Annotated in this window: 17 protein-coding genes; 15 read left to right on the forward strand and 2 right to left on the reverse strand. The window is 59.2% G+C overall.

Annotated features, from left to right (window positions below):
• Positions 1 to 71 precede the first annotated feature (71 nt).
• Together SC318_RS06470 and map are read right to left on the reverse strand one after the other, a co-directional pair.
• Complete coding sequence (locus SC318_RS06470; protein WP_320430109.1) at positions 72 to 2774, reverse strand: [protein-PII] uridylyltransferase; 2703 nt, start codon at positions 2772 to 2774, stop codon at positions 72 to 74.
• Between the two features lie 65 nt (positions 2775 to 2839).
• Positions 2840 to 3634: a type I methionyl aminopeptidase gene (map, locus tag SC318_RS06475; RefSeq protein WP_124361607.1), complete on the reverse strand. Its 795-nt coding sequence runs from the start codon at positions 3632 to 3634 to the stop codon at positions 2840 to 2842.
• Positions 3635 to 4021: 387 nt separating this feature from the next.
• Here map and rpsB point away from each other — a divergent pair, with 387 nt between their 5' ends.
• The 15 genes from rpsB to rnhB all read left to right on the forward strand — a co-directional run bounded on the left by rpsB (position 4022) and on the right by rnhB (position 18676).
• A complete protein-coding gene (gene rpsB / locus SC318_RS06480) occupies positions 4022 to 4759 on the forward strand; it encodes a 30S ribosomal protein S2 (protein WP_003189158.1) in 738 nt (245 codons plus the stop codon).
• 204 nt (positions 4760 to 4963) lie between these two features.
• A complete protein-coding gene (gene tsf / locus SC318_RS06485) occupies positions 4964 to 5827 on the forward strand; it encodes a translation elongation factor Ts (RefSeq protein ID WP_099583358.1) in 864 nt (287 codons plus the stop codon).
• 212 nt (positions 5828 to 6039) lie between these two features.
• Positions 6040 to 6783: a UMP kinase gene (pyrH, locus tag SC318_RS06490; RefSeq protein WP_003172271.1), complete on the forward strand. Its 744-nt coding sequence runs from the start codon at positions 6040 to 6042 to the stop codon at positions 6781 to 6783.
• Positions 6780 to 7337, forward strand: coding sequence for a ribosome recycling factor (gene frr / locus SC318_RS06495; RefSeq protein ID WP_320430110.1), 558 nt, complete (start codon positions 6780 to 6782; stop codon positions 7335 to 7337). Before pyrH ends, frr begins: the two co-directional genes overlap by 4 nt.
• Before the next feature lie 17 nt (positions 7338 to 7354).
• Positions 7355 to 8110: a polyprenyl diphosphate synthase gene (uppS, locus tag SC318_RS06500; RefSeq protein ID WP_320430111.1), complete on the forward strand. Its 756-nt coding sequence runs from the start codon at positions 7355 to 7357 to the stop codon at positions 8108 to 8110.
• Positions 8111 to 8917 (forward strand): phosphatidate cytidylyltransferase, encoded by an 807-nt coding sequence (locus SC318_RS06505; RefSeq protein ID WP_320430112.1) that lies wholly within the window; start codon positions 8111 to 8113, stop codon positions 8915 to 8917.
• The gene (gene ispC / locus SC318_RS06510; RefSeq protein WP_320430113.1) at positions 8914 to 10119 is read left to right on the forward strand and encodes a 1-deoxy-D-xylulose-5-phosphate reductoisomerase; all 1206 of its coding nucleotides are present in this window, start codon (positions 8914 to 8916) and stop codon (positions 10117 to 10119) included. The genes SC318_RS06505 and ispC overlap by 4 nt, the downstream gene beginning before the upstream one ends.
• A 38-nt stretch (positions 10120 to 10157) precedes the next feature.
• The gene (gene rseP / locus SC318_RS06515) at positions 10158 to 11510 is read left to right on the forward strand and encodes a sigma E protease regulator RseP (RefSeq protein ID WP_320430114.1); all 1353 of its coding nucleotides are present in this window, start codon (positions 10158 to 10160) and stop codon (positions 11508 to 11510) included.
• 74 nt (positions 11511 to 11584) lie between these two features.
• Entirely contained in the window at positions 11585 to 13972 is a 2388-nt protein-coding gene (gene bamA, locus SC318_RS06520; protein ID WP_320430115.1) for an outer membrane protein assembly factor BamA, read from the forward strand.
• Positions 13973 to 14017: 45 nt separating this feature from the next.
• On the forward strand, positions 14018 to 14521 hold the full coding sequence (locus tag SC318_RS06525) for an OmpH/Skp family outer membrane protein (protein WP_003172279.1): 504 nt from the start codon (positions 14018 to 14020) through the stop codon (positions 14519 to 14521).
• A gap of 3 nt (positions 14522 to 14524) precedes the next feature.
• On the forward strand, positions 14525 to 15580 hold the full coding sequence (gene lpxD / locus SC318_RS06530; RefSeq protein ID WP_306491918.1) for a UDP-3-O-(3-hydroxymyristoyl)glucosamine N-acyltransferase: 1056 nt from the start codon (positions 14525 to 14527) through the stop codon (positions 15578 to 15580).
• Between the two features lie 111 nt (positions 15581 to 15691).
• The gene (fabZ, locus tag SC318_RS06535; RefSeq protein WP_003172281.1) at positions 15692 to 16132 is read left to right on the forward strand and encodes a 3-hydroxyacyl-ACP dehydratase FabZ; all 441 of its coding nucleotides are present in this window, start codon (positions 15692 to 15694) and stop codon (positions 16130 to 16132) included.
• On the forward strand, positions 16129 to 16905 hold the full coding sequence (gene lpxA / locus SC318_RS06540) for an acyl-ACP--UDP-N-acetylglucosamine O-acyltransferase (protein WP_306491919.1): 777 nt from the start codon (positions 16129 to 16131) through the stop codon (positions 16903 to 16905). The genes fabZ and lpxA overlap by 4 nt, the downstream gene beginning before the upstream one ends.
• A 2-nt stretch (positions 16906 to 16907) precedes the next feature.
• Positions 16908 to 18047: a lipid-A-disaccharide synthase gene (gene lpxB, locus SC318_RS06545; RefSeq protein WP_320430116.1), complete on the forward strand. Its 1140-nt coding sequence runs from the start codon at positions 16908 to 16910 to the stop codon at positions 18045 to 18047.
• Positions 18044 to 18676: a ribonuclease HII gene (gene rnhB, locus SC318_RS06550; RefSeq protein WP_320430117.1), complete on the forward strand. Its 633-nt coding sequence runs from the start codon at positions 18044 to 18046 to the stop codon at positions 18674 to 18676. Before lpxB ends, rnhB begins: the two co-directional genes overlap by 4 nt.
• The last annotated feature ends 58 nt before the right edge of the window (positions 18677 to 18734 follow it).

Consider the following 18734-nt stretch of genomic DNA (forward strand, 5'->3'; position numbering starts at 1 on the left):
TGTGTCAGTCAGCTGATTTTTATCTGATCCACTGCTATCGGGAGCAAGCCCCCTCCCACAGAAGCCGATGTTCATAGGGTCAGGCGCGTCAGCTCGACGCCGGGTTCCTGGGTGACGCTCAATTGCTCAACGATTGCATCCTGCAAGCGGCGGCACAGCTCGGGGTCGGACAGCGGCTGGTTGTCGGCGTCGGTGATGAAGAACACGTCTTCCACGCGCTCGCCGAGGGTCGCAATCTTGGCGTTCTGCAAAGACAGGTCGAACTCGAGGAAAATCCCGCCGATGCGTGCCAGCAGGCCTGGGCGATCCGGCGCGCTGAGTTCCAGCAGCGTCACCGGGCGCTGGGCATCGTTGGAGATAGTCACCTGGGGCGCAAAGGCAAAGTGCTTGAGCTGGCGCGGTACCCGGCGCTGGATGATGGTCGGATAGTCGTCCGGGTTGCGCAGGGCTTCGGTGAGGCCTTCGCGGATTTTCTTCACGCGCGCCGGATTGTCGCCGATTGAGTCGCCATCGGTGTCGAGCACAATGTAGGTGTCGAGGGTGAACTGGCTGCTGGAGGTGATCACTCGGGCGTCATGAATGTTCAGGTTGAGCTGGTCCATGGCCGCCACGGTCACGGCGAAGAAGTCATGTTGGTCCGGCGCATAGATGAAGATCTGCGTGCCGCCTTCGAATTCGCGCTGGGTGGTTTCCTTGATCAGCACCAACGGGCCACCATCGGCCGGCTGTTGCAGGATGGCGTCGGTGTGCCAGGCGACATCGCCGGCGGTATGGCGCAGGAAGTAGTCATCGCCCAGTTGCGACCACAGTTGTTCGACATCATCCGGGTCGTTGCCGCCGCGCACCAGGATATCCAGGGCCGCGCTTTGGGTGCGGCGGATCTGCTCTTCGCGGTCCACCGGGTTTTCCAGGCCGCGGCGCAGGGCGCGCTTGGTCTCGGTGTACAGTTGGCGCAGCAGGCTCGCGCGCCAGGAATTCCACAGCGTTGGGTTGGTAGCGTTGATGTCGGAGACGGTCAGCACGTAGAGGTAGTCGAGGCGGGTTTCATCGCCGACGATCTGCGCGAAGTCGTGGATGACCTGCGGGTCGGACAGGTCCTTGCGCTGGGCGGTGGTCGACATCACCAGGTGGTTCTGCACCAGCCAGACGATCAGGCGGCTGTCCCACAGCGGCAACTGATGGCGTTGGCAGAACGCTTCGGCATCAACCGCGCCGATCTCCGAGTGGTCGCCATGCCGGCCTTTGCCGATGTCGTGGTACAGCCCGGCCAGGTAAATCAGCTCGGGCTTGGGCAGCTTGGCCATGAGTTTGCTGGCCAGCGGGAATTTCTCTGACACCTGGGTGTACTGCAACTTACGCAGGTGCTTGATCAGGTTCAGGGTGTGGGCGTCCACGGTATAGATGTGGAACAGGTCGTGCTGCATCTGCCCGACGATAAAGCCGAACTCCGGCAGGTAGCGCCCAAGGATGCCGTAGCGGTTCATCCGCCGCAGGTTGCGGTGGATGCCGATCTTGCACTTGAACAGCTCGATAAACAGGCTGGTGTTGCGGATGTCGTTACGAAACTCATCATCGATCAGGTGACGGTTTTCCCGCAGCAGGCGGATGGTGTCGGCGCGCACGCCCTTGATTTCCGGCTGCTGGGCCATCAGCACGAAGATTTCCAGCATGGCGAACGGCGTGCGGCGGAACACATTGTCGTTGCGCGCTTCGATATAGCCATCGTGCAATTGAAAGCGCGCATTGATCGGTTGCGGCGGCGCTTCGTCTTCGGGGGCCAGGATCACTTCTTCGAAGTGCTGGATGATCAGGTCGCTGAGCTGGGCAATGCTCATCACCACCCGGTAATACTGCTGCATGAAGCTTTCGATGCTGGTCTTCGCGTCTTCGCCTTCAAAACCCAGGAGGGTGGCGATGGAGCGTTGGTGGTCGAACAGCAGGCGGTCTTCGGAGCGCCCGGCAAGCATGTGCAGCGCGTAGCGCACTTTCCACAGGAACTCCTGGGACGAGGCCAGCAGGGCGTTTTCGCTCTCCACCAGAAAGCCCTCGCCGGCCAGGGCGCGCAGGTTCAGGGTGCCGTACTGGCGGCGGGCGACCCACAAAATCGTCTGGATATCCCGCAACCCGCCCGGCGAGCCTTTTACGTTGGGCTCCAGGTTGTATTCGGTGTCGTTGTACTTGTGGTGGCGGGCCTTTTGCTCAGCGCGCTTGGCCAGGAAGAAGTCCTTGCTCGGCCACATATGGGCGGTGCTGGTGACTTCGAGCATGCGCTGGCGCAGGCGCTCGGGGCCGCAGATGGTGCGGCTTTCCATCAGGTTGGTGACCACCGTCAGGTCGGCGCGGGCCTCTTCGGCGCATTCATCGACCGAGCGTACGCTCTGGCCGACTTCCAGGCCGATGTCCCACAGCAGCGTCAGAAAGCGCTCGATGGAATCGCGAAACATCTCATGGTCGGCGCTGTCCAGCAGGATCAGCAGGTCGATGTCGGAGTAGGGGTGCAGCTCGCCACGCCCGTAGCCGCCAACCGCCACCAGGGCGATATCCGCCTCGGTGCTCCAGCTGAACTGTTCCCAGGCTTTTTGCAGGATGTTGTCGACGAACCAGGCGCGGTCCTCGATCAGCCGGCGGATGTCGCGGCCGCTGCGAAAGCGCTGGTCGAGCACTTCGCGCGCCTGACGGATCGCCTTCTTGAACGCGGCGATGGGGCTTGCCTTCAGTGCCAGTTCGGCCTGGAACTGGCCACGGTCGAAGAGTTCGGGGTCCACCTGGGGCATCGATCGGTTTTCCTTTCTATCTATCAGTCAGTCACAACACCAGTGGGGGAAAACCGCAGCAAGCCTTACGCCGACGCTGCATCCGAGGTGCGTGGGATCGTGTCATCGGCGCGCAGGGTGAAGATCTCGTAGCCGGTTTCGGTGACCAGCAGGGTGTGTTCCCACTGGGCCGAGAGCTTGCGGTCCTTGGTAATGGCGGTCCAGCCATCGCCCAGCACCTTGGTGTCGGCCTTGCCCTGGTTGATCATCGGCTCGATGGTGAAGGTCATGCCGGCCTTGAGTTCCATGCCGGTGCCGGCGCGGCCGTAGTGCAGGATCTGCGGTTCTTCGTGGAACACGGTCCCGATGCCGTGGCCGCAGAACTCGCGCACCACCGAGAAGCCATTTTTTTCGGCGTGCTTCTGGATCACTTCGCCGATGTCGCCCAGGCGGCAGCCAGGCTTGACGATTTCGATGGCCTTGTACATGCATTCCTGGGTGACCTGGGACAGGCGCTCGGCCCAGACCGGCACGTTGCCGACGTGGAACATGCGGCTGGTGTCGCCGAAATAGCGGTCCTTGATCACGGTAACGTCGATGTTGAGGGTGTCGCCATCCTTCAACGGCTTGTCACCCGGGATGCCGTGGCACACCACATGGTTGACGGAGGTGCAGATCGACTTGGGGAAGCCTTTGTAGTTCAGCGGGGCAGGAATGGCCTTCTGCACATTGACGATATAGTCATGGCAGATCTGGTTCAGTTCTTCGGTGGTGACGCCGGGCTTGACGTGTTCGGCAATCATTTCCAGCACGTCGGCGGCCAGTTTGCCGGCGATGCGCATGCCGGCGATGTCTTCGGCGGTTTTCAAACTAACGGTCATACGGGCTCTCTCTAGCGCCAAGCGCTGAAATCAATACGGTTCACGGGCGTGCGACAGAAGGTTACAAAATTCGCACAGGCCACAAAAAACGCGATTCTAACAGACGCGGGCGGCAAACCATGAGCCCCTGACGATCGCTTCTCTCTATAGAGTGGGGTTATATCGACGCTATTCAAAGGGTTGGGACAGGGCGACTCAAGGCAAATGTGATTGCGGGTTCCGTTTTCGCCCTTGCTGTGGTATAAAATGCGCCGCTTTCCGGGGATGCCCCGTAGAGCTTAAATCCACACACGTGTCGACACGATGACCTGGGTGCCGGAGGCCTTGAAGCCGCTGGTTGGTCATTGGGATACGTGGAGGCCAAACCCGACTTATTAAGGAACTATCATGTCCCAAGTCAACATGCGCGATATGCTGAAGGCCGGTGTGCACTTCGGTCACCAGACCCGTTACTGGAACCCGAAAATGGGCAAGTACATTTTCGGCGCGCGTAACAAGATTCACATTATCAACCTTGAAAAAACCCTGCCAATGTTCAACGAAGCTCTGACTTTCGTAGAGCGTCTGGCCCAGGGCAAAAACAAGATCCTGTTCGTCGGCACCAAGCGTTCCGCTGGCAAGATCGTTGCTGAAGAAGCAGCACGTTGCGGTTCGCCGTACGTCGATCACCGCTGGTTGGGCGGCATGCTGACCAACTTCAAAACCATCCGTGCTTCCATCAAGCGTCTGCGTGACCTTGAAGTGCAAGCCGAAGACGGTACTTTCGCCAAGCTGACCAAGAAAGAAGCGCTGATGCGCTCCCGTGACCTGGAAAAGCTCGATCGTTCCCTGGGTGGTATCAAGGACATGGGCGGTCTGCCTGACGCACTGTTCGTTATCGACGTTGATCACGAGCGCATCGCGATCACCGAAGCCAACAAGCTGGGCATCCCTGTTATCGGCGTAGTCGATACCAACAGCAGCCCGGAAGGCGTTGACTACATCATCCCAGGCAACGATGACGCAATCCGCGCTATCCAGCTGTACATGGGTTCGATGGCTGACGCTGTAATCCGTGGTCGCAACCACGTTGCTGGTGGTACCGAGCAGTTCGTTGAAGAAGCTCCGGTAGCCGCAGCTGAGTAATTGACGCCCTGGCGTTGACTCAGTAAGCAAAAAGGGGGCTTGGCCCCCTTTTTGCCACCTCGAAAACCGTTTGTCGGCGCCCACTTGTGGCAGCGCAACCTAGCGACTGTAACGTGCAGCAGCCTACAACGGAGATTCGGGAAGAATTGATCCCCCGTTCGATCGGGTGGAATGGTTGAAAACCTATCCAAGAGGAATTTGAAAATGGCAGCAATTACTGCAGCGTTGGTTAAAGAACTGCGTGAGCGTACTGGCGAAGGCATGATGGACTGCAAGAAGGCCCTGGAAAAGGCTGACGGCGACATCGAAAAAGCCATTGATGACATGCGTGCTTCCGGCGCCATCAAGGCTGCCAAGAAAGCAGGCAACGTGGCTGCTGAAGGCGCTATCGCTCTGAAAGAAGACGGCAAATCGGCTGTTCTGCTGGAAGTGAACTCGCAGACCGACTTCCTGGCTCTGCAGGACGACTTCAAGGCATTTGTTGCTGCCAGCGTTGAAAAAGCGTTCGCCGACAAGCTGACTGATGTCGCTCCACTGATCGAAGCTCAAGAAGCTGCTCGCCTGGTACTGGTCGGCAAGGTTGGCGAAAACGTCAACATCCGTCGCCTGGTACGCGTTGAGGGTGACGTGGTTGGTGGTTACCTGCACGGCAACAAGATCGGTGTTGCAGTTGTTCTGAAAGGCGGCAACGTTGAACTGGCCAAAGACATCGCTATGCACGTAGCGGCCAGCAACCCAGAGTTCCTGTTGCCTTCGGAAGTTTCGGCAGAAGCGATCGAGCGTGAAAAAGCTGTGTTCCTGCAGCTGAACGAAGAAAAAATCAAAGGCAAGCCAGAAAACATTGTTGAGAACATGGTCAAAGGCCGTATCAGCAAGTTCCTGGCTGAAGCAAGCCTGGTTGAGCAGGCGTTCGTCAAGAACCCTGAAATCAAGGTTGGCGAGCTGGCCAAGAAGGCCGGTGCTGAAATCGTTTCCTTCACCTACTTCAAAGTAGGCGAAGGCATCGAGAAGCCGGTCGACAACTTCGCTGAAGAAGTTGCTGCCCAGCTGGCTGCCGCCAAGCAATAAGACAGTTTTCAACTGTCGCCCGAAAGAGGCTGCCCGCTCACGCGCGCAGCCTCTTTTCAAATGGGAAGGCTAATTTTATTTGGCTTCCCCTCGGAACTGCCTTACAAAGCCGTGTTCCGATGGCGCTGTGATGGCGTCCAGCTAGAGTGAACGCAAGCCGTAAACGGCTCGCCAAGAATTTTTTAAAAAATACGCCGCAGGAGAGATTCGCAATGGCTCAGCAGGGCAGTGGTTATCAGGCTCGCTATAAACGCATTCTACTCAAGCTCAGCGGCGAGGCCCTGATGGGCTCGGAAGAGTTCGGGATCGACCCCAAGGTGCTTGACCGCATGGCGCTCGAAGTCGGCCAATTGGTCGGTATCGGCGTCCAGGTGGGTCTGGTGATCGGCGGCGGTAACCTTTTCCGCGGCGCGGCACTGAGCGCTGCCGGCATGGATCGGGTCACTGGCGACCACATGGGCATGCTGGCCACTGTGATGAACGCCCTGGCCATGCGCGACGCCCTGGAGCGTGCCAACATCTCGGCCATCGTGATGTCGGCGATTTCCATGGTTGGCGTGACCGATCACTACGATCGCCGTAAGGCCATGCGCCACCTGAACGCCAAGGAAGTGGTGATCTTTGCCGCTGGCACGGGTAACCCGTTCTTCACCACCGATTCGGCTGCTTGCCTGCGCGCTATCGAAATCGACGCAGACGTGGTGCTGAAGGCGACCAAGGTGGATGGCGTATACACTGCAGATCCATTCAAGGACCCGCATGCCGAGAAGTTCGATCATCTGACCTACGATGAAGTGCTGGATCGCAAGCTGGGTGTGATGGACCTGACGGCTATCTGCCTGTGCCGCGACCACAAGATGCCGCTGCGCGTATTTAACATGAACAAGCCCGGCGCCCTGCTGAATATCGTACACGGCGGCGCGGAAGGGACTCTGATCGAGGAAGGCCAACAATGATCAACGAAATCAAGAAAGACGCCCAAGCGCGTATGCAGAAATCCCTGGAGTCTCTGAGCCATGCATTCGGCCAGATTCGTACCGGCAAGGCGCACCCGAGCATCCTGGGCAGCGTGATGGTGCCTTACTATGGCTCCGACACCCCGCTGAGCAGCGTGGCCAACGTCACCGTGAAGGACTCGCGTACCCTGCAGGTCGTGGCTTTCGAGCGCAACATGCTCGCAGCCGTCGACAAGGCCATCCAGAGCGCCGGCCTGAACCTCAACCCGACCAACCTGGGCGAGTTGCTGCTGATTTCCATGCCTGCCCTGACCGAAGAGACCCGCAAGGGCTTCACCAAGCAGGCGCGCAGTGCGGCTGAAGATGCACGCGTTGCCGTGCGCAACATCCGTCGCGATGCCCTGGGTGACCTCAAGAAGTTGGTCAAGGACAAGGAAATCAGCGAAGACGAAGAGCGTCGTGCCGTTGCCGATATCGACAAGCTGACCAAGGATGCGGAGGCCCAGATCACCAAGGCCACCGAAGAAAAAGAAAAGGACCTGATGGCCGTATAAGGGGTCAGGACGCCTTCATGGAAAAGACCAAGCAGACTGTGCCCTCTGTGGTGCCGCGCCATGTCGCGATCATCATGGATGGGAATAATCGCTGGGCGAAAAAACGCTTTATGCCAGGCGTTGCCGGGCATAAGGCGGGTGTCGATGCGGTGCGCGCTGTCATTGAGGTGTGTGCCGAGGCCAAGGTCGAAGTGCTGACGCTGTTTGCCTTTTCCAGTGAGAACTGGCAACGGCCCGCCGAAGAAGTGAGCGCCTTGATGGACCTGTTCTTCAAGGCGCTGCGTCGAGAGGCCAAGCGTCTGAATGAGAACAACATCAGCCTGCGCATCATTGGTGACCGCTCCCGGTTCCATCCGGAGTTGCAGGCGGCCATGCGTGAAGCCGAGGCCATCACTGCCGGCAGCAACCGCTTTGTGCTGCAAATCGCAGCTAATTACGGTGGCCAGTGGGACATCGCCCAGGCTGCGCAGCGACTGGCCCGCGAGGTACAGGCCGGTCATCTGCGCCCCGACGACATTACGCCCGAACTGTTGCAAACCTGTCTGGTAACCGGTGACCTGCCGTTGCCGGATTTGTGCATCCGTACCGGTGGCGAGCATCGCATCAGCAATTTCCTGCTGTGGCAGCTAGCCTATACCGAGCTGTACTTCTCCGACCTGTTCTGGCCGGACTTCAAACACGATGCCATGCGCAACGCGCTGGCCGATTTCGCTTCCCGTCAGCGTCGTTTCGGTAAAACGAGCGAGCAGATCGAAGCTGGAGCCCGGGTTTAAATGCTTAAACAACGAATCATCACGGCGCTGATCCTGCTGCCGATTGCCTTATGCGGTTTTTTCCTGCTTGAGGGTTCCGGCTTTGCGCTGTTCATCGGCCTGGTCGTGACCTTGGGGGCATGGGAGTGGGCACGTCTGGCGGGGTTTGGCGAGCAACTGCCGCGTGTGGTGTACGCCGCGGTCGTCGCACTGTTGCTGTTCCTGATGTACATCCTGCCTGATCTGGCGCCTTGGGTGCTGGGGGCCGCGATACTGTGGTGGGCCTTGGCGACCTTCCTGGTGCTGACCTACCCGCGCACCAGTGGCAAGTGGTCCAGCGTGGCCTGCAAGTTGGTCATCGGCTTGCTGATCCTGCTGCCGGCCTGGCAAGGGCTGGTGGAAATCAAGCGTTTCCCGAATGGCAACGAATTGATCCTGGCGGTCATGGTGCTGGTCTGGGGCGCCGACATTGGCGCCTACTTTTCGGGCCGTGCCTTTGGCAAGCGCAAGCTGGCGCCGGCCGTCAGCCCAGGCAAGAGCTGGGAAGGCGTATACGGCGGCCTGGCATTGACGCTGCTGATCGCGCTGGTGGTCGGTGTGTTGCGCGACTGGTCGGTGAAGGAGATTTTCCTGGCTTTGCTGGGTACTGCCGTCGTCGTCTTTATTTCGGTGGTGGGTGACCTTACCGAAAGCATGTTCAAGCGTCAGGCCGGAATCAAGGACAGCAGCAACCTGCTGCCAGGTCACGGCGGCGTACTGGACCGTATCGACAGCCTCACCGCTGCGTTGCCGATCTTTGCCGTGTTGCTGTGGATGATGGCTTCGTGAGCCGTGTGCAGCAGGTGACCGTGCTGGGCGCGACCGGCTCGGTCGGGCTGAGCAGCCTGGATGTGATCGCCCGTCATCCTGATCGTTATCAGGTGTTTGCGCTGACCGGCTTCACCCGCATCAGTGAGTTGCTCGCGCTATGTGTGCGTCACTCTCCACGTTTTGCGGTGGTGCCGCAGGCCGCTGCCGCCCGTAGCCTGCAGGATGACCTGCGGGCTGCCGGCCTTGCCACCCAAGTGCTGGTGGGTGAAGAAGGGCTGTGCCAGGTGTCTGCCGATGCCGAAGTGGACACTGTCGTAGCCGCAATCGTTGGTGCGGCGGGTTTGCGCCCGACACTGGCCGCCGTCGATGCGGGTAAAAAAATCCTGCTGGCCAATAAAGAAGCACTGGTCATGTCCGGCGCGCTGTTCATGCAGGCTGTGCGCAAGAGCGGTGCGGTCCTGTTGCCCCTCGACAGCGAGCACAATGCAATTTTCCAGTGCATGCCTACGGATTTTGCCCGCGGCTTGAGCCAGGTTGGCGTACGCCGGATTTTGCTGACGGCTTCCGGTGGCCCCTTTCGACAAACTCCTTTGGATGAGCTGGAGCATGTGTCGCCCGACCAGGCGTGCGCGCACCCGAACTGGTCCATGGGGCGCAAGATATCCGTGGACTCGGCAAGCATGATGAACAAGGGGCTGGAGCTGATCGAGGCCTGCTGGCTGTTCGATGCGCGGCCCGATCAGGTAGAGGTGGTGATTCACCCGCAAAGCGTGATTCATTCCCTGGTGGATTACGTGGATGGCTCGGTATTGGCGCAGTTGGGCAACCCCGATATGCGCACGCCAATCGCCAATGCCCTGGCTTGGCCGGAGCGGATCGATTCTGGTGTGGCGCCATTGGACCTGTTTGCAGTTGCGCGCCTGGATTTCCAGGCCCCGGATGAGCAGCGCTTTCCATGCCTGCGTCTGGCCCGACAAGCGGCTGAAGCGGGTAACAGTGCGCCAGCGATGCTCAATGCAGCCAATGAGGTCGCCGTGGCGGCGTTTCTCGAACGGCGCATCCGCTTTCCGCAGATCGCGAGTATCATCCAGGACGTTCTGGATCTTGAACCGGTAGTGGCTGTGAATGATCTGGAGGCAGTGTTCGAGGCTGATACAAAGGCTCGGGCCCTGGCCGAGCAATGGCTGGACCGCAACGCGCGTCAGGCTGTGGGCGGGTAAGCGCCTTCAGGCATTGGATTGAAATGCGGAGAAATTAGATGAGTGCGCTCTACATGATTGTCGGCACCCTGGTTGCTCTGGGTGTGCTGGTTACCTTCCACGAATTCGGCCACTTCTGGGTGGCGCGTCGTTGCGGCGTCAAGGTATTGCGCTTTTCCGTCGGTTTCGGCATGCCGCTGGTCCGCTGGCACGACCGGCGCGGCACCGAGTTCGTGATCGCAGCCATCCCGTTGGGTGGCTATGTGAAAATGCTCGATGAGCGCGAAGGCGAAGTGCCTGCGGACCAGTTGGACCAGTCCTTCAACCGCAAGACCGTTCGTCAGCGCATCGCCATCGTGGCGGCCGGCCCGATTGCCAACTTCCTGTTGGCAATGGTGTTCTTCTGGGTCCTCGCCATGCTGGGCAGCCAGCAAGTGCGTCCGGTCATCGGTGCGGTCGAGGCGGGCAGTATTGCCTCCAAGGCCGGCCTAGTGGCTGGGCAGGAAATTGTTTCCATTGATGGCGAGCCCACCACAGGGTGGAGCGCGGTCAATTTGCAACTGGTGCGTCGACTGGGCGAGAGCGGTACCGTCAACGTAGTGGTGCGCGAACAGGACTCCAGTGCCGAAAGCCCGCGAGAGCTGGCTTTGGACCATTGGCTTCAAGGCGCCGACGAGCCGGACCCGATCAAGTCCCTGGGCATTCGACCTTGGCGTCCGGCCCTGCCGCCGGTACTCGCCGAGCTGGATCCTAAAGGCCCGGCCCAGGCCGCAGGCCTGAAAACCGGCGACCGCCTGTTGGCCCTCGATGGTCAGGCGCTGGGCGACTGGCAGCAAGTGGTCGACTTGGTGCGTGTACGTCCGGATACCAAAATTGTGCTGAAAGTTGAGCGCGAAGGTGCTCAAATCGACGTCCCCGTGACCTTGTCGGTACGTGGGGAAGCCAAGGCCGCCGGAGGTTATCTGGGGGCAGGGGTCAAAGGTGTCGAGTGGCCGCCATCGATGGTGCGAGAGGTCAGCTTCGGGCCGTTGGCGGCGATTGGGGAGGGTGCGAAACGCACTTGGACCATGAGCGTGCTGACCCTCGAATCCCTCAAGAAAATGTTGTTCGGCGAGCTCTCGGTAAAAAACTTGAGTGGACCGATAACCATTGCTAAAGTGGCGGGCGCTTCTGCCCAGTCGGGTGTCGCGGATTTCCTGAATTTCCTGGCTTATCTGAGTATCAGCCTTGGAGTTCTGAATTTGCTGCCCATTCCAGTATTGGATGGGGGGCATCTGCTGTTTTATCTGGTCGAGTGGGTGCGTGGTCGCCCCTTGTCGGATCGGGTGCAGGGTTGGGGGATACAGATCGGTATCAGTTTGGTGGTCGGAGTGATGTTGTTAGCTCTGGTCAACGATCTGGGACGACTGTAACGCTTCGCTGAATTGCGAATCTGCCGCATTTTGCGGCAGTTTGTTTATTGCCAGTTGGAATAAGAAAGGACTTCATGAAACGTCTGCTGCTAACTGCGGTTCTCACCGTATTGATGATCGCCGAAGTTCACGCCGAGTCCTTCACCATCTCCGATATTCGCGTCAACGGCCTCCAGCGGGTTTCCGCGGGTAGCGTCTTTGGTGCCTTGCCGTTGAACGTCGGGGAACAGGCTGATGACCGTCGCCTGGTGGAATCCACTCGTGCGCTGTTCAAAACCGGGTTCTTTCAAGATATCCAACTGGGTCGCGAAGGCAATGTCCTGGTCATCACCGTCGTCGAGCGACCTTCCGTCGCGAGTATCACGATCGAAGGCAACAAGGCCATTTCCACTGAAGACCTGATGAAAGGTCTGAAACAGTCGGGCCTGGCCGAGGGCGAGATCTTCCAGCGCGCTACCCTTGAAGGTGTGCGTAACGAGCTGCAACGCCAGTACGTTGCCCAGGGTCGCTATTCGGCGAGCGTGGAGACGGAAGTAATTCCTCAGCCGCGTAACCGCGTGGGCCTGAAGGTCAACATCAACGAAGGCACCGTGGCGGCTATCCAGCACATCAACGTGGTGGGCAACACCAAGTTCGCCGACGAAGACCTGATCGACCTGTTCGAACTCAAGACCACCAACTGGTTGTCGTTCTTCAAGAACGATGACAAGTACGCCCGTGAAAAACTTTCCGGTGACCTGGAACGCCTGCGCTCCTACTACCTGGACCGTGGCTACATCAACATGGACATCGCTTCGACCCAGGTGTCCATCACCCCGGACAAGAAGCACGTCTACATTACCGTCAACGTCAACGAAGGCGAGAAGTACAAGGTTCGTGACGTCAAGCTCAGCGGTGACTTGAAAGTGCCTGAAGACCAGGTCAAGTCCCTGCTGCTGGTCCAGAAGGACCAGGTGTTCTCGCGCAAGCTGATGACCACCACTTCCGAACTGATCACGCGTCGCCTGGGTAACGAAGGCTATACCTTCGCCAACGTCAACGGCGTGCCGACTCCAAACGATGAAGACCACACCGTCGACATCACTTTTGTCGTCGACCCTGGCAAGCGTGCCTACGTCAACCGTATCAACTTCCGTGGCAACACCAAGTCCTCGGACGAAGTGCTGCGTCGTGAAATGCGCCAGATGGAAGGCGGTTGGGCGTCGACTTACCTGATCGACCAATCCAAGACTCGTCTCGAACGCCTGGGCTTCTTCAAGGAAGTCAACGTCGAAACCCCGGCCGTACCGGGCGTGGATGACCAGGTCGACGTGAACTACGCCGTTGAAGAGCAGGCCTCGGGTTCGATCACCGCCAGTGTCGGTTTCGCACAGAGCGCCGGTTTGATCCTGGGTGGTTCGATCACGCAGAACAACTTCCTGGGTACCGGTAACCGTGTGTCCATCGGCCTGACCCGAAGCGAATACCAGAGCCGATACAACTTCGGTTACACCGACCCCTACTGGACTGCAGACGGTGTGAGCCTGGGCTACAACGCCTTCTACCGCACCACCGACTACAAAGACCTCGATGTTGACGTTGCAAGCTATGCGATCGACAGCCTCGGCGCTGGTGTCAACGTGGGTTATCCGATCAGTGAGACCTCGCGTCTGACCTTCGGCCTGACCGCCCAGCAGGATGAAATCAAGACCGGTGTGTACACCGTCGACGAGATCTTCGACTTCACCCGCCGTGAAGGCGACAAGTTTCTGAACTTCAAGGCGTCTGCCGGCTGGTCCGAGTCGACCCTGAACAAAGGCGTACTGGCAACCCGTGGTCACTCCCAGAGCCTGACCGCGGAAGTCACCACGCCGGGCAGCGACCTGTCGTTCTTCAAGCTCGACTACCGCGGCCAGTTGTTCCAGCCGCTGAGCGATAACTACACCATGCGCCTGCACACCGAGCTGGGTTATGGCGACGGTTATGGTTCGACCAATGGCTTGCCGTTCTATGAAAACTACTACGCGGGTGGCTTCAATTCCGTACGTGGCTTCAAGGACAGCACACTGGGTCCTCGTGGTACTCCAAGCCGTGGTGTTGATCAAACCGGTAACCAGGGCACTCAGCCTGACTCGGACAACGACCCGCTGCCGTTCGGTGGTAACGTGCTGATCCAGGGTGGTGCGGAAATTCTCTTCCCGCTGCCGTTCGTCAAGGACCAGCGTTCCCTGCGAACTTCGGTCTTCTGGGACGTGGGTAACGTGTTCGACTCCAAGTGCGAGCAGATCAAGAACCCAAGTGGCTTGAAGTCCAATACCCAGTGCAACGACGTGAGCCTCAGCAACATGGCCAGCTCCGTGGGCGTGGGTGTGACCTGGGTGACTGCGTTGGGCCCGTTGAGCTTTGCTCTGGCCATGCCGATCAAGAAACCGGATAACGCTGAAACCCAGATTTTCCAATTCTCCCTTGGCCAGACGTTCTAAGCGTCTGACCTAAGATAACGACAACGGATTCTGTAGGAGTACATCGTGCGTAAGTTGACTCAATTGGTCCTGCTGGCCACTGTGCTGGTAACCACCCCGGCCTTCGCCGAAATGAAAATCGCCGTGCTGAACTATCAGATGGCTTTGCTGGAATCCGACGCGGCCAAGAAGTACGCTGTGGATGCCGAGAAGAAATTCGGTCCGCAACTGACCAAGCTCAAGACCCTGGAAAGCAGCGCCAAGGGTATCCAGGACCGTCTGGTTGCCGGTGGTGACAAGATGCAGCAGGGCGAGCGCGAGCGTCTGGAGCTTGAATTCAAGCAAAAGGCCCGCGACTACCAGTTCCAATCCAAGGAGCTGAACGAAGCCAAGGCTGTTGCCGACCGCGAAATGCTCAAGCAGCTCAAGCCGAAACTCGACAGCGCCGTGGAAGAAGTCATCAAGAAGGGTGCCTTTGACCTGGTGTTCGAGCGTGGCGCCGTGATTGACGTCAAGCCTCAATACGACATCACCCGTCAGGTGATCGAGCGCATGAACCAGCTGAAGTAAACCATGACCGCGACTATCAAGCTCGGCGAGTTGGCCGAGTTCCTGGGGGCCACCTTGCGTGGCTCCCCGGAGAAAGAAATCACTGGGCTAGCCACCTTGCAGGAGGCTGGCCCAGCTCAGTTGAGCTTCCTCGCAAATCCTCAATACCGTAAATACCTGATCGATTGCCAAGCCGCAGCCGTGTTGCTGAAGGCCGCGGACGCCGAAGGGTTTGTCGGGGATGCGCTGGTGGTGGCTGACCCCTACCTGTCTTACGCAAAAGCATCGCACCTGTTCGATCCCAAGCCTAAGGCGGCTGGCGGTATTCACCCGTCAGCGGTAATTGCCGAGGATGCCCAGGTCGATCCTGCGGCGAGCATTGGTGCTTTTGCGGTGATCGAGAGTGGCGCGCGTATTGGTGCTGGCGTCACCGTCGGCGCGCATTGCTTCATTGGTGCACGCTGCGAAATCGGTGCCGATGGCTGGCTGGCGCCTCGCGTTACCCTTTACCACGATGTGCGTATCGGGCAGCGGGTGGTCATTCAGTCGGGCGCGGTGATCGGTGGTGAAGGCTTTGGCTTTGCCAATGCCAAAGGTGTCTGGCACAAGATTGCCCAGGTTGGCGGCGTATTGATCGGCGACGACGTGGAAATCGGGGTCAATACCGCCGTTGATCGCGGGGCCCTGGCCGATACCGTGATTGGCAATGGCGTGAAGCTCGACAACCAGATTCAGATCGCTCACAACGTGCAGATTGGCGATCACACCGCCATGGCAGCCTGCGTGGGGATTTCCGGCAGCACCAAAATCGGCAAGCATTGCATGCTGGCTGGTGGCGTGGGGCTGGTGGGGCATATCGATATTTGCGACAACGTCTTTATCACCGGCATGACCATGGTCACTCACTCGATTACCGAGCCAGGGGCTTATTCATCCGGTACCGCGATGCAGCCAGCGGCTGAATGGCGCAAGAGTGCGGCGCGTCTGAGGCAGCTCGACGACATGGCGCGACGTCTCAAACAGCTGGAAAAGCGTGTTGGGGACGTGACCCCTGGCGGTAATGCTTCATCAGAAGGCTGATACCATTTCCATATCAAGTGTGCACAGCCGATAGACTGCCTCCTTGATTTGCTAGCGGGGCGTGCTGTTAGTCCGCCCGCCCCCAATCTTTATTACAGGCTTCCCCCCGAAATGATGGACATCAACGAGATTCGCGAATACCTGCCTCACCGTTACCCGTTCCTGCTGGTGGACCGCGTAGTGGACCTCAATGTTGAGGAAAAGCGCATTCGTGCCTACAAGAATGTCAGCATCAACGAACCGTTTTTCAATGGCCACTTCCCTGCGCATCCCATCATGCCAGGCGTGTTGATCATTGAAGCAATGGCCCAGGCTGCCGGTATCCTTGGTTTCAAAATGCTCGACCTCAAGCCTGCCGATGGCACGCTTTACTATTTCGTGGGCTCCGACAAGTTGCGTTTCCGCAACCCGGTCACCCCGGGTGACCAGTTGATCCTGGAAGCCAAGTTCATCAGCTGCAAGCGCCAGATCTGGAAGTTCGAATGCCAGGCTTCGGTGGATGGCAAGCCGGTGTGCTCTGCCGAAATCATCTGTGCGGAACGCAAACTATGAGTTTGATTGACCCTCGCGCAATCATCGATCCGTCGGCCGTCCTGGCCGACGACGTTGAGGTCGGCCCTTGGTCGATCGTCGGCGCAGGTGTGGAAATCGGCGAGGGGACTGTCATCGGGCCGCATGTGATCCTTAAGGGTCCGACCCGCATTGGCAAACACAATCGTATCTACCAGTTTTCCTCGGTAGGCGAAGACACCCCGGACATGAAGTACAAGGGTGAAGAAACACGGCTGGTAATCGGTGACCACAACATCATCCGTGAAGGTGTGACTATTCACCGTGGCACCGTGCAGGACCGAGCCGAGACCACGCTGGGCGATCACAACCTGGTGATGGCCTATGCGCATATCGGCCACGACAGCGTGATTGGCAACCACTGCATCCTGGTTAACAACACTGCGTTGGCCGGGCATGTGCATGTGGATGACTGGGCGATCCTGTCCGGCTTCACCCTGGTGCATCAGTATTGCCATATCGGCGCCCACAGCTTTTCCGGCATGGGCACCGCCATCGGCAAGGATGTGCCTGCATTCGTCACCGTGTTCGGCAACCCTGCCGAAGCACGCAGCATGAATTTTGAAGGCATGCGCCGTCGCGGGTTCAGCGACGACGCAATCCAGGCCCTGCGCCGGGCCTACAAGACGGTTTACCGTCATGGGCTGACGGTTGAGCAGGCCCTGGCCGAACTGGCTGAGCCTGCGGCGACGCACCCGGAAGTCGCGGTGTTTCGTGACTCGATCCAGGCGTCGACTCGCGGCATCACCCGCTGACCATGGCCAAGTTGCGTATCGCATTGGTCGCCGGAGAAGCTTCCGGCGATATTCTCGGCGCCGGCCTGATGCGGGCCCTCAAGGTCCAGCACCCTGCTGTCGAATTTATCGGTGTCGGTGGCCCGTTGATGCAGGCCGAAGGCCTCACCTCCTACTTTCCGATGGAGCGCCTGTCGGTCATGGGGTTGGTGGAAGTGCTGGGGCGCCTGCGTGAATTGCTCGCTCGCCGCAAGCTGCTGATCAAGACGTTGATCGAAGAAAAGCCCGACGTCTTTATCGGTATCGATGCACCGGATTTCACCCTCAATATCGAACTCAAGTTGCGCCAGGCCGGAATCAAGACCGTGCACTATGTCAGCCCGTCCGTCTGGGCGTGGCGGCAGAAGCGTGTACTGAAGATCCGTGAAGGCTGCGACCTGATGCTGACCCTGCTGCCGTTCGAGGCCAGGTTCTACGAGGAGAAGGGCGTGCCGGTGCGGTTTGTCGGCCATACCCTGGCCGATGCCATTCCTTTGCAGGCTGACCGTGCCGCGGCGCGTACCGAGCTGGGGTTGCCCGACGGCCCGCTGGTCGCATTGATGCCGGGCAGCCGAGGTGGCGAAGTCGGGCGCCTGGGCGGCCTGTTTTTTGATGCCGCCGAACGTCTGCTTGCACTCAAGCCCGGTCTTCGGTTTGTGCTGCCGTGCGCCAGCCCTCAGCGTCGCGCACAAATTGAAACACTGCTGGAGGGGCGCAACCTGCCGTTGACCCTGCTCGACGGCCAGTCGCACCTGGCCCTGGCCGCCTGTGATGCCGTATTGATCGCCTCGGGCACCGCTACCCTGGAAGCCTTGTTGTACAAGCGTCCGATGGTGGTGGCCTATCGCCTGGCGCCGCTGACCTTTTGGATACTCAAGCGGATGGTCAAAAGCCCGTATATTTCCTTGCCCAATTTGCTGGCCCAACGGCTATTGGTGCCGGAATTGTTGCAGGACGATGCTACGCCCGAAGCGCTTGCGCAAACGCTACTACCCTTGATTGACGGCGGCGAAGAACAGACCCGTGGTTTCGACGATATTCACCGCACCTTGCGTCGTGATGCCTCGAACCAGGCGGCCGACGCCGTGCTGAATTTGATCGGCCATAAACAGGAAACTTTATGAGCACGCAGATGGGCCTGGATTTCAGCCTGGTTGCAGAAGTCCATGAACTGGTGGCGGGTGTCGACGAAGTCGGCCGCGGCCCGTTGTGCGGTGCGGTCGTGACGGCGGCGGTGATCCTCGACCCGAACCGTCCGATCCTTGGCCTTAATGATTCGAAAAAGCTCACCGAAGCCCGTCGTGAAAAACTCTATGACGAGATCTGCGAGAAGGCCCTGAGTTGGCACATCGCGCGGGCAGAAGTGGAAGAAATCGATGAGCTGAACATCCTGCACGCCACCATGCTTGCCATGCAGCGCGCGGTTGAAGGGCTGCATATCACGCCCAAGCTGGCGATGATCGATGGCAACCGCTGCCCCAAACTGGCGATGCGCGCCGAGGCGGTGGTGCAGGGCGACAGGAAGGTACCGGCCATCGCGGCGGCGTCGATCCTGGCCAAGGTCAGTCGCGACCGTGAAATGGCTGCTTTCGAATTGGTCTACCCCGGCTACGGCATGGGCGGACACAAAGGCTATCCGACGCCCGTTCATCTGGAAGCCCTGGCCCGACTCGGCCCTACGCCTATCCATCGCCGCTCGTTCGCCCCGGTGCGCCAGGCTTATGAGCTGCGCGAGAGCCTCAGCGAGGTGTAGTCGCGAGGCTGATGTTTTGCTCGAGGCCCGGTACAATCCGGGCCTTGTTGTTTCCACG

The organism is Pseudomonas sp. MUP55 (assembly GCF_034043515.1).
GTDB lineage: Bacteria > Pseudomonadota > Gammaproteobacteria > Pseudomonadales > Pseudomonadaceae > Aquipseudomonas.

Excerpts from the sequence above, each read along its gene's own strand:
- frr (WP_320430110.1), top strand. The coding sequence starts at position 6,780 with ATGATCAACGAAATCAAGAAAGACGCCCAAGCGCGTATGCAGAAATCC.
- SC318_RS06470 (WP_320430109.1), bottom strand. The coding sequence starts at position 2,774 with ATGCCCCAGGTGGACCCCGAACTCTTCGACCGTGGCCAGTTCCAGGCC.
- rseP (WP_320430114.1), top strand. The coding sequence starts at position 10,158 with ATGAGTGCGCTCTACATGATTGTCGGCACCCTGGTTGCTCTGGGTGTG.
- rpsB (WP_003189158.1), top strand. The coding sequence starts at position 4,022 with ATGTCCCAAGTCAACATGCGCGATATGCTGAAGGCCGGTGTGCACTTC.
- lpxA (WP_306491919.1), top strand. The coding sequence starts at position 16,129 with ATGAGTTTGATTGACCCTCGCGCAATCATCGATCCGTCGGCCGTCCTG.
- SC318_RS06505 (WP_320430112.1), top strand. The coding sequence starts at position 8,111 with ATGCTTAAACAACGAATCATCACGGCGCTGATCCTGCTGCCGATTGCC.
- lpxB (WP_320430116.1), top strand. The coding sequence starts at position 16,908 with ATGGCCAAGTTGCGTATCGCATTGGTCGCCGGAGAAGCTTCCGGCGAT.
- bamA (WP_320430115.1), top strand. The coding sequence starts at position 11,585 with ATGAAACGTCTGCTGCTAACTGCGGTTCTCACCGTATTGATGATCGCC.
- fabZ (WP_003172281.1), top strand. The coding sequence starts at position 15,692 with ATGATGGACATCAACGAGATTCGCGAATACCTGCCTCACCGTTACCCG.
- rnhB (WP_320430117.1), top strand. The coding sequence starts at position 18,044 with ATGAGCACGCAGATGGGCCTGGATTTCAGCCTGGTTGCAGAAGTCCAT.
- tsf (WP_099583358.1), top strand. The coding sequence starts at position 4,964 with ATGGCAGCAATTACTGCAGCGTTGGTTAAAGAACTGCGTGAGCGTACT.
- map (WP_124361607.1), bottom strand. The coding sequence starts at position 3,634 with ATGACCGTTAGTTTGAAAACCGCCGAAGACATCGCCGGCATGCGCATC.
- uppS (WP_320430111.1), top strand. The coding sequence starts at position 7,355 with ATGGAAAAGACCAAGCAGACTGTGCCCTCTGTGGTGCCGCGCCATGTC.
- pyrH (WP_003172271.1), top strand. The coding sequence starts at position 6,040 with ATGGCTCAGCAGGGCAGTGGTTATCAGGCTCGCTATAAACGCATTCTA.
- lpxD (WP_306491918.1), top strand. The coding sequence starts at position 14,525 with ATGACCGCGACTATCAAGCTCGGCGAGTTGGCCGAGTTCCTGGGGGCC.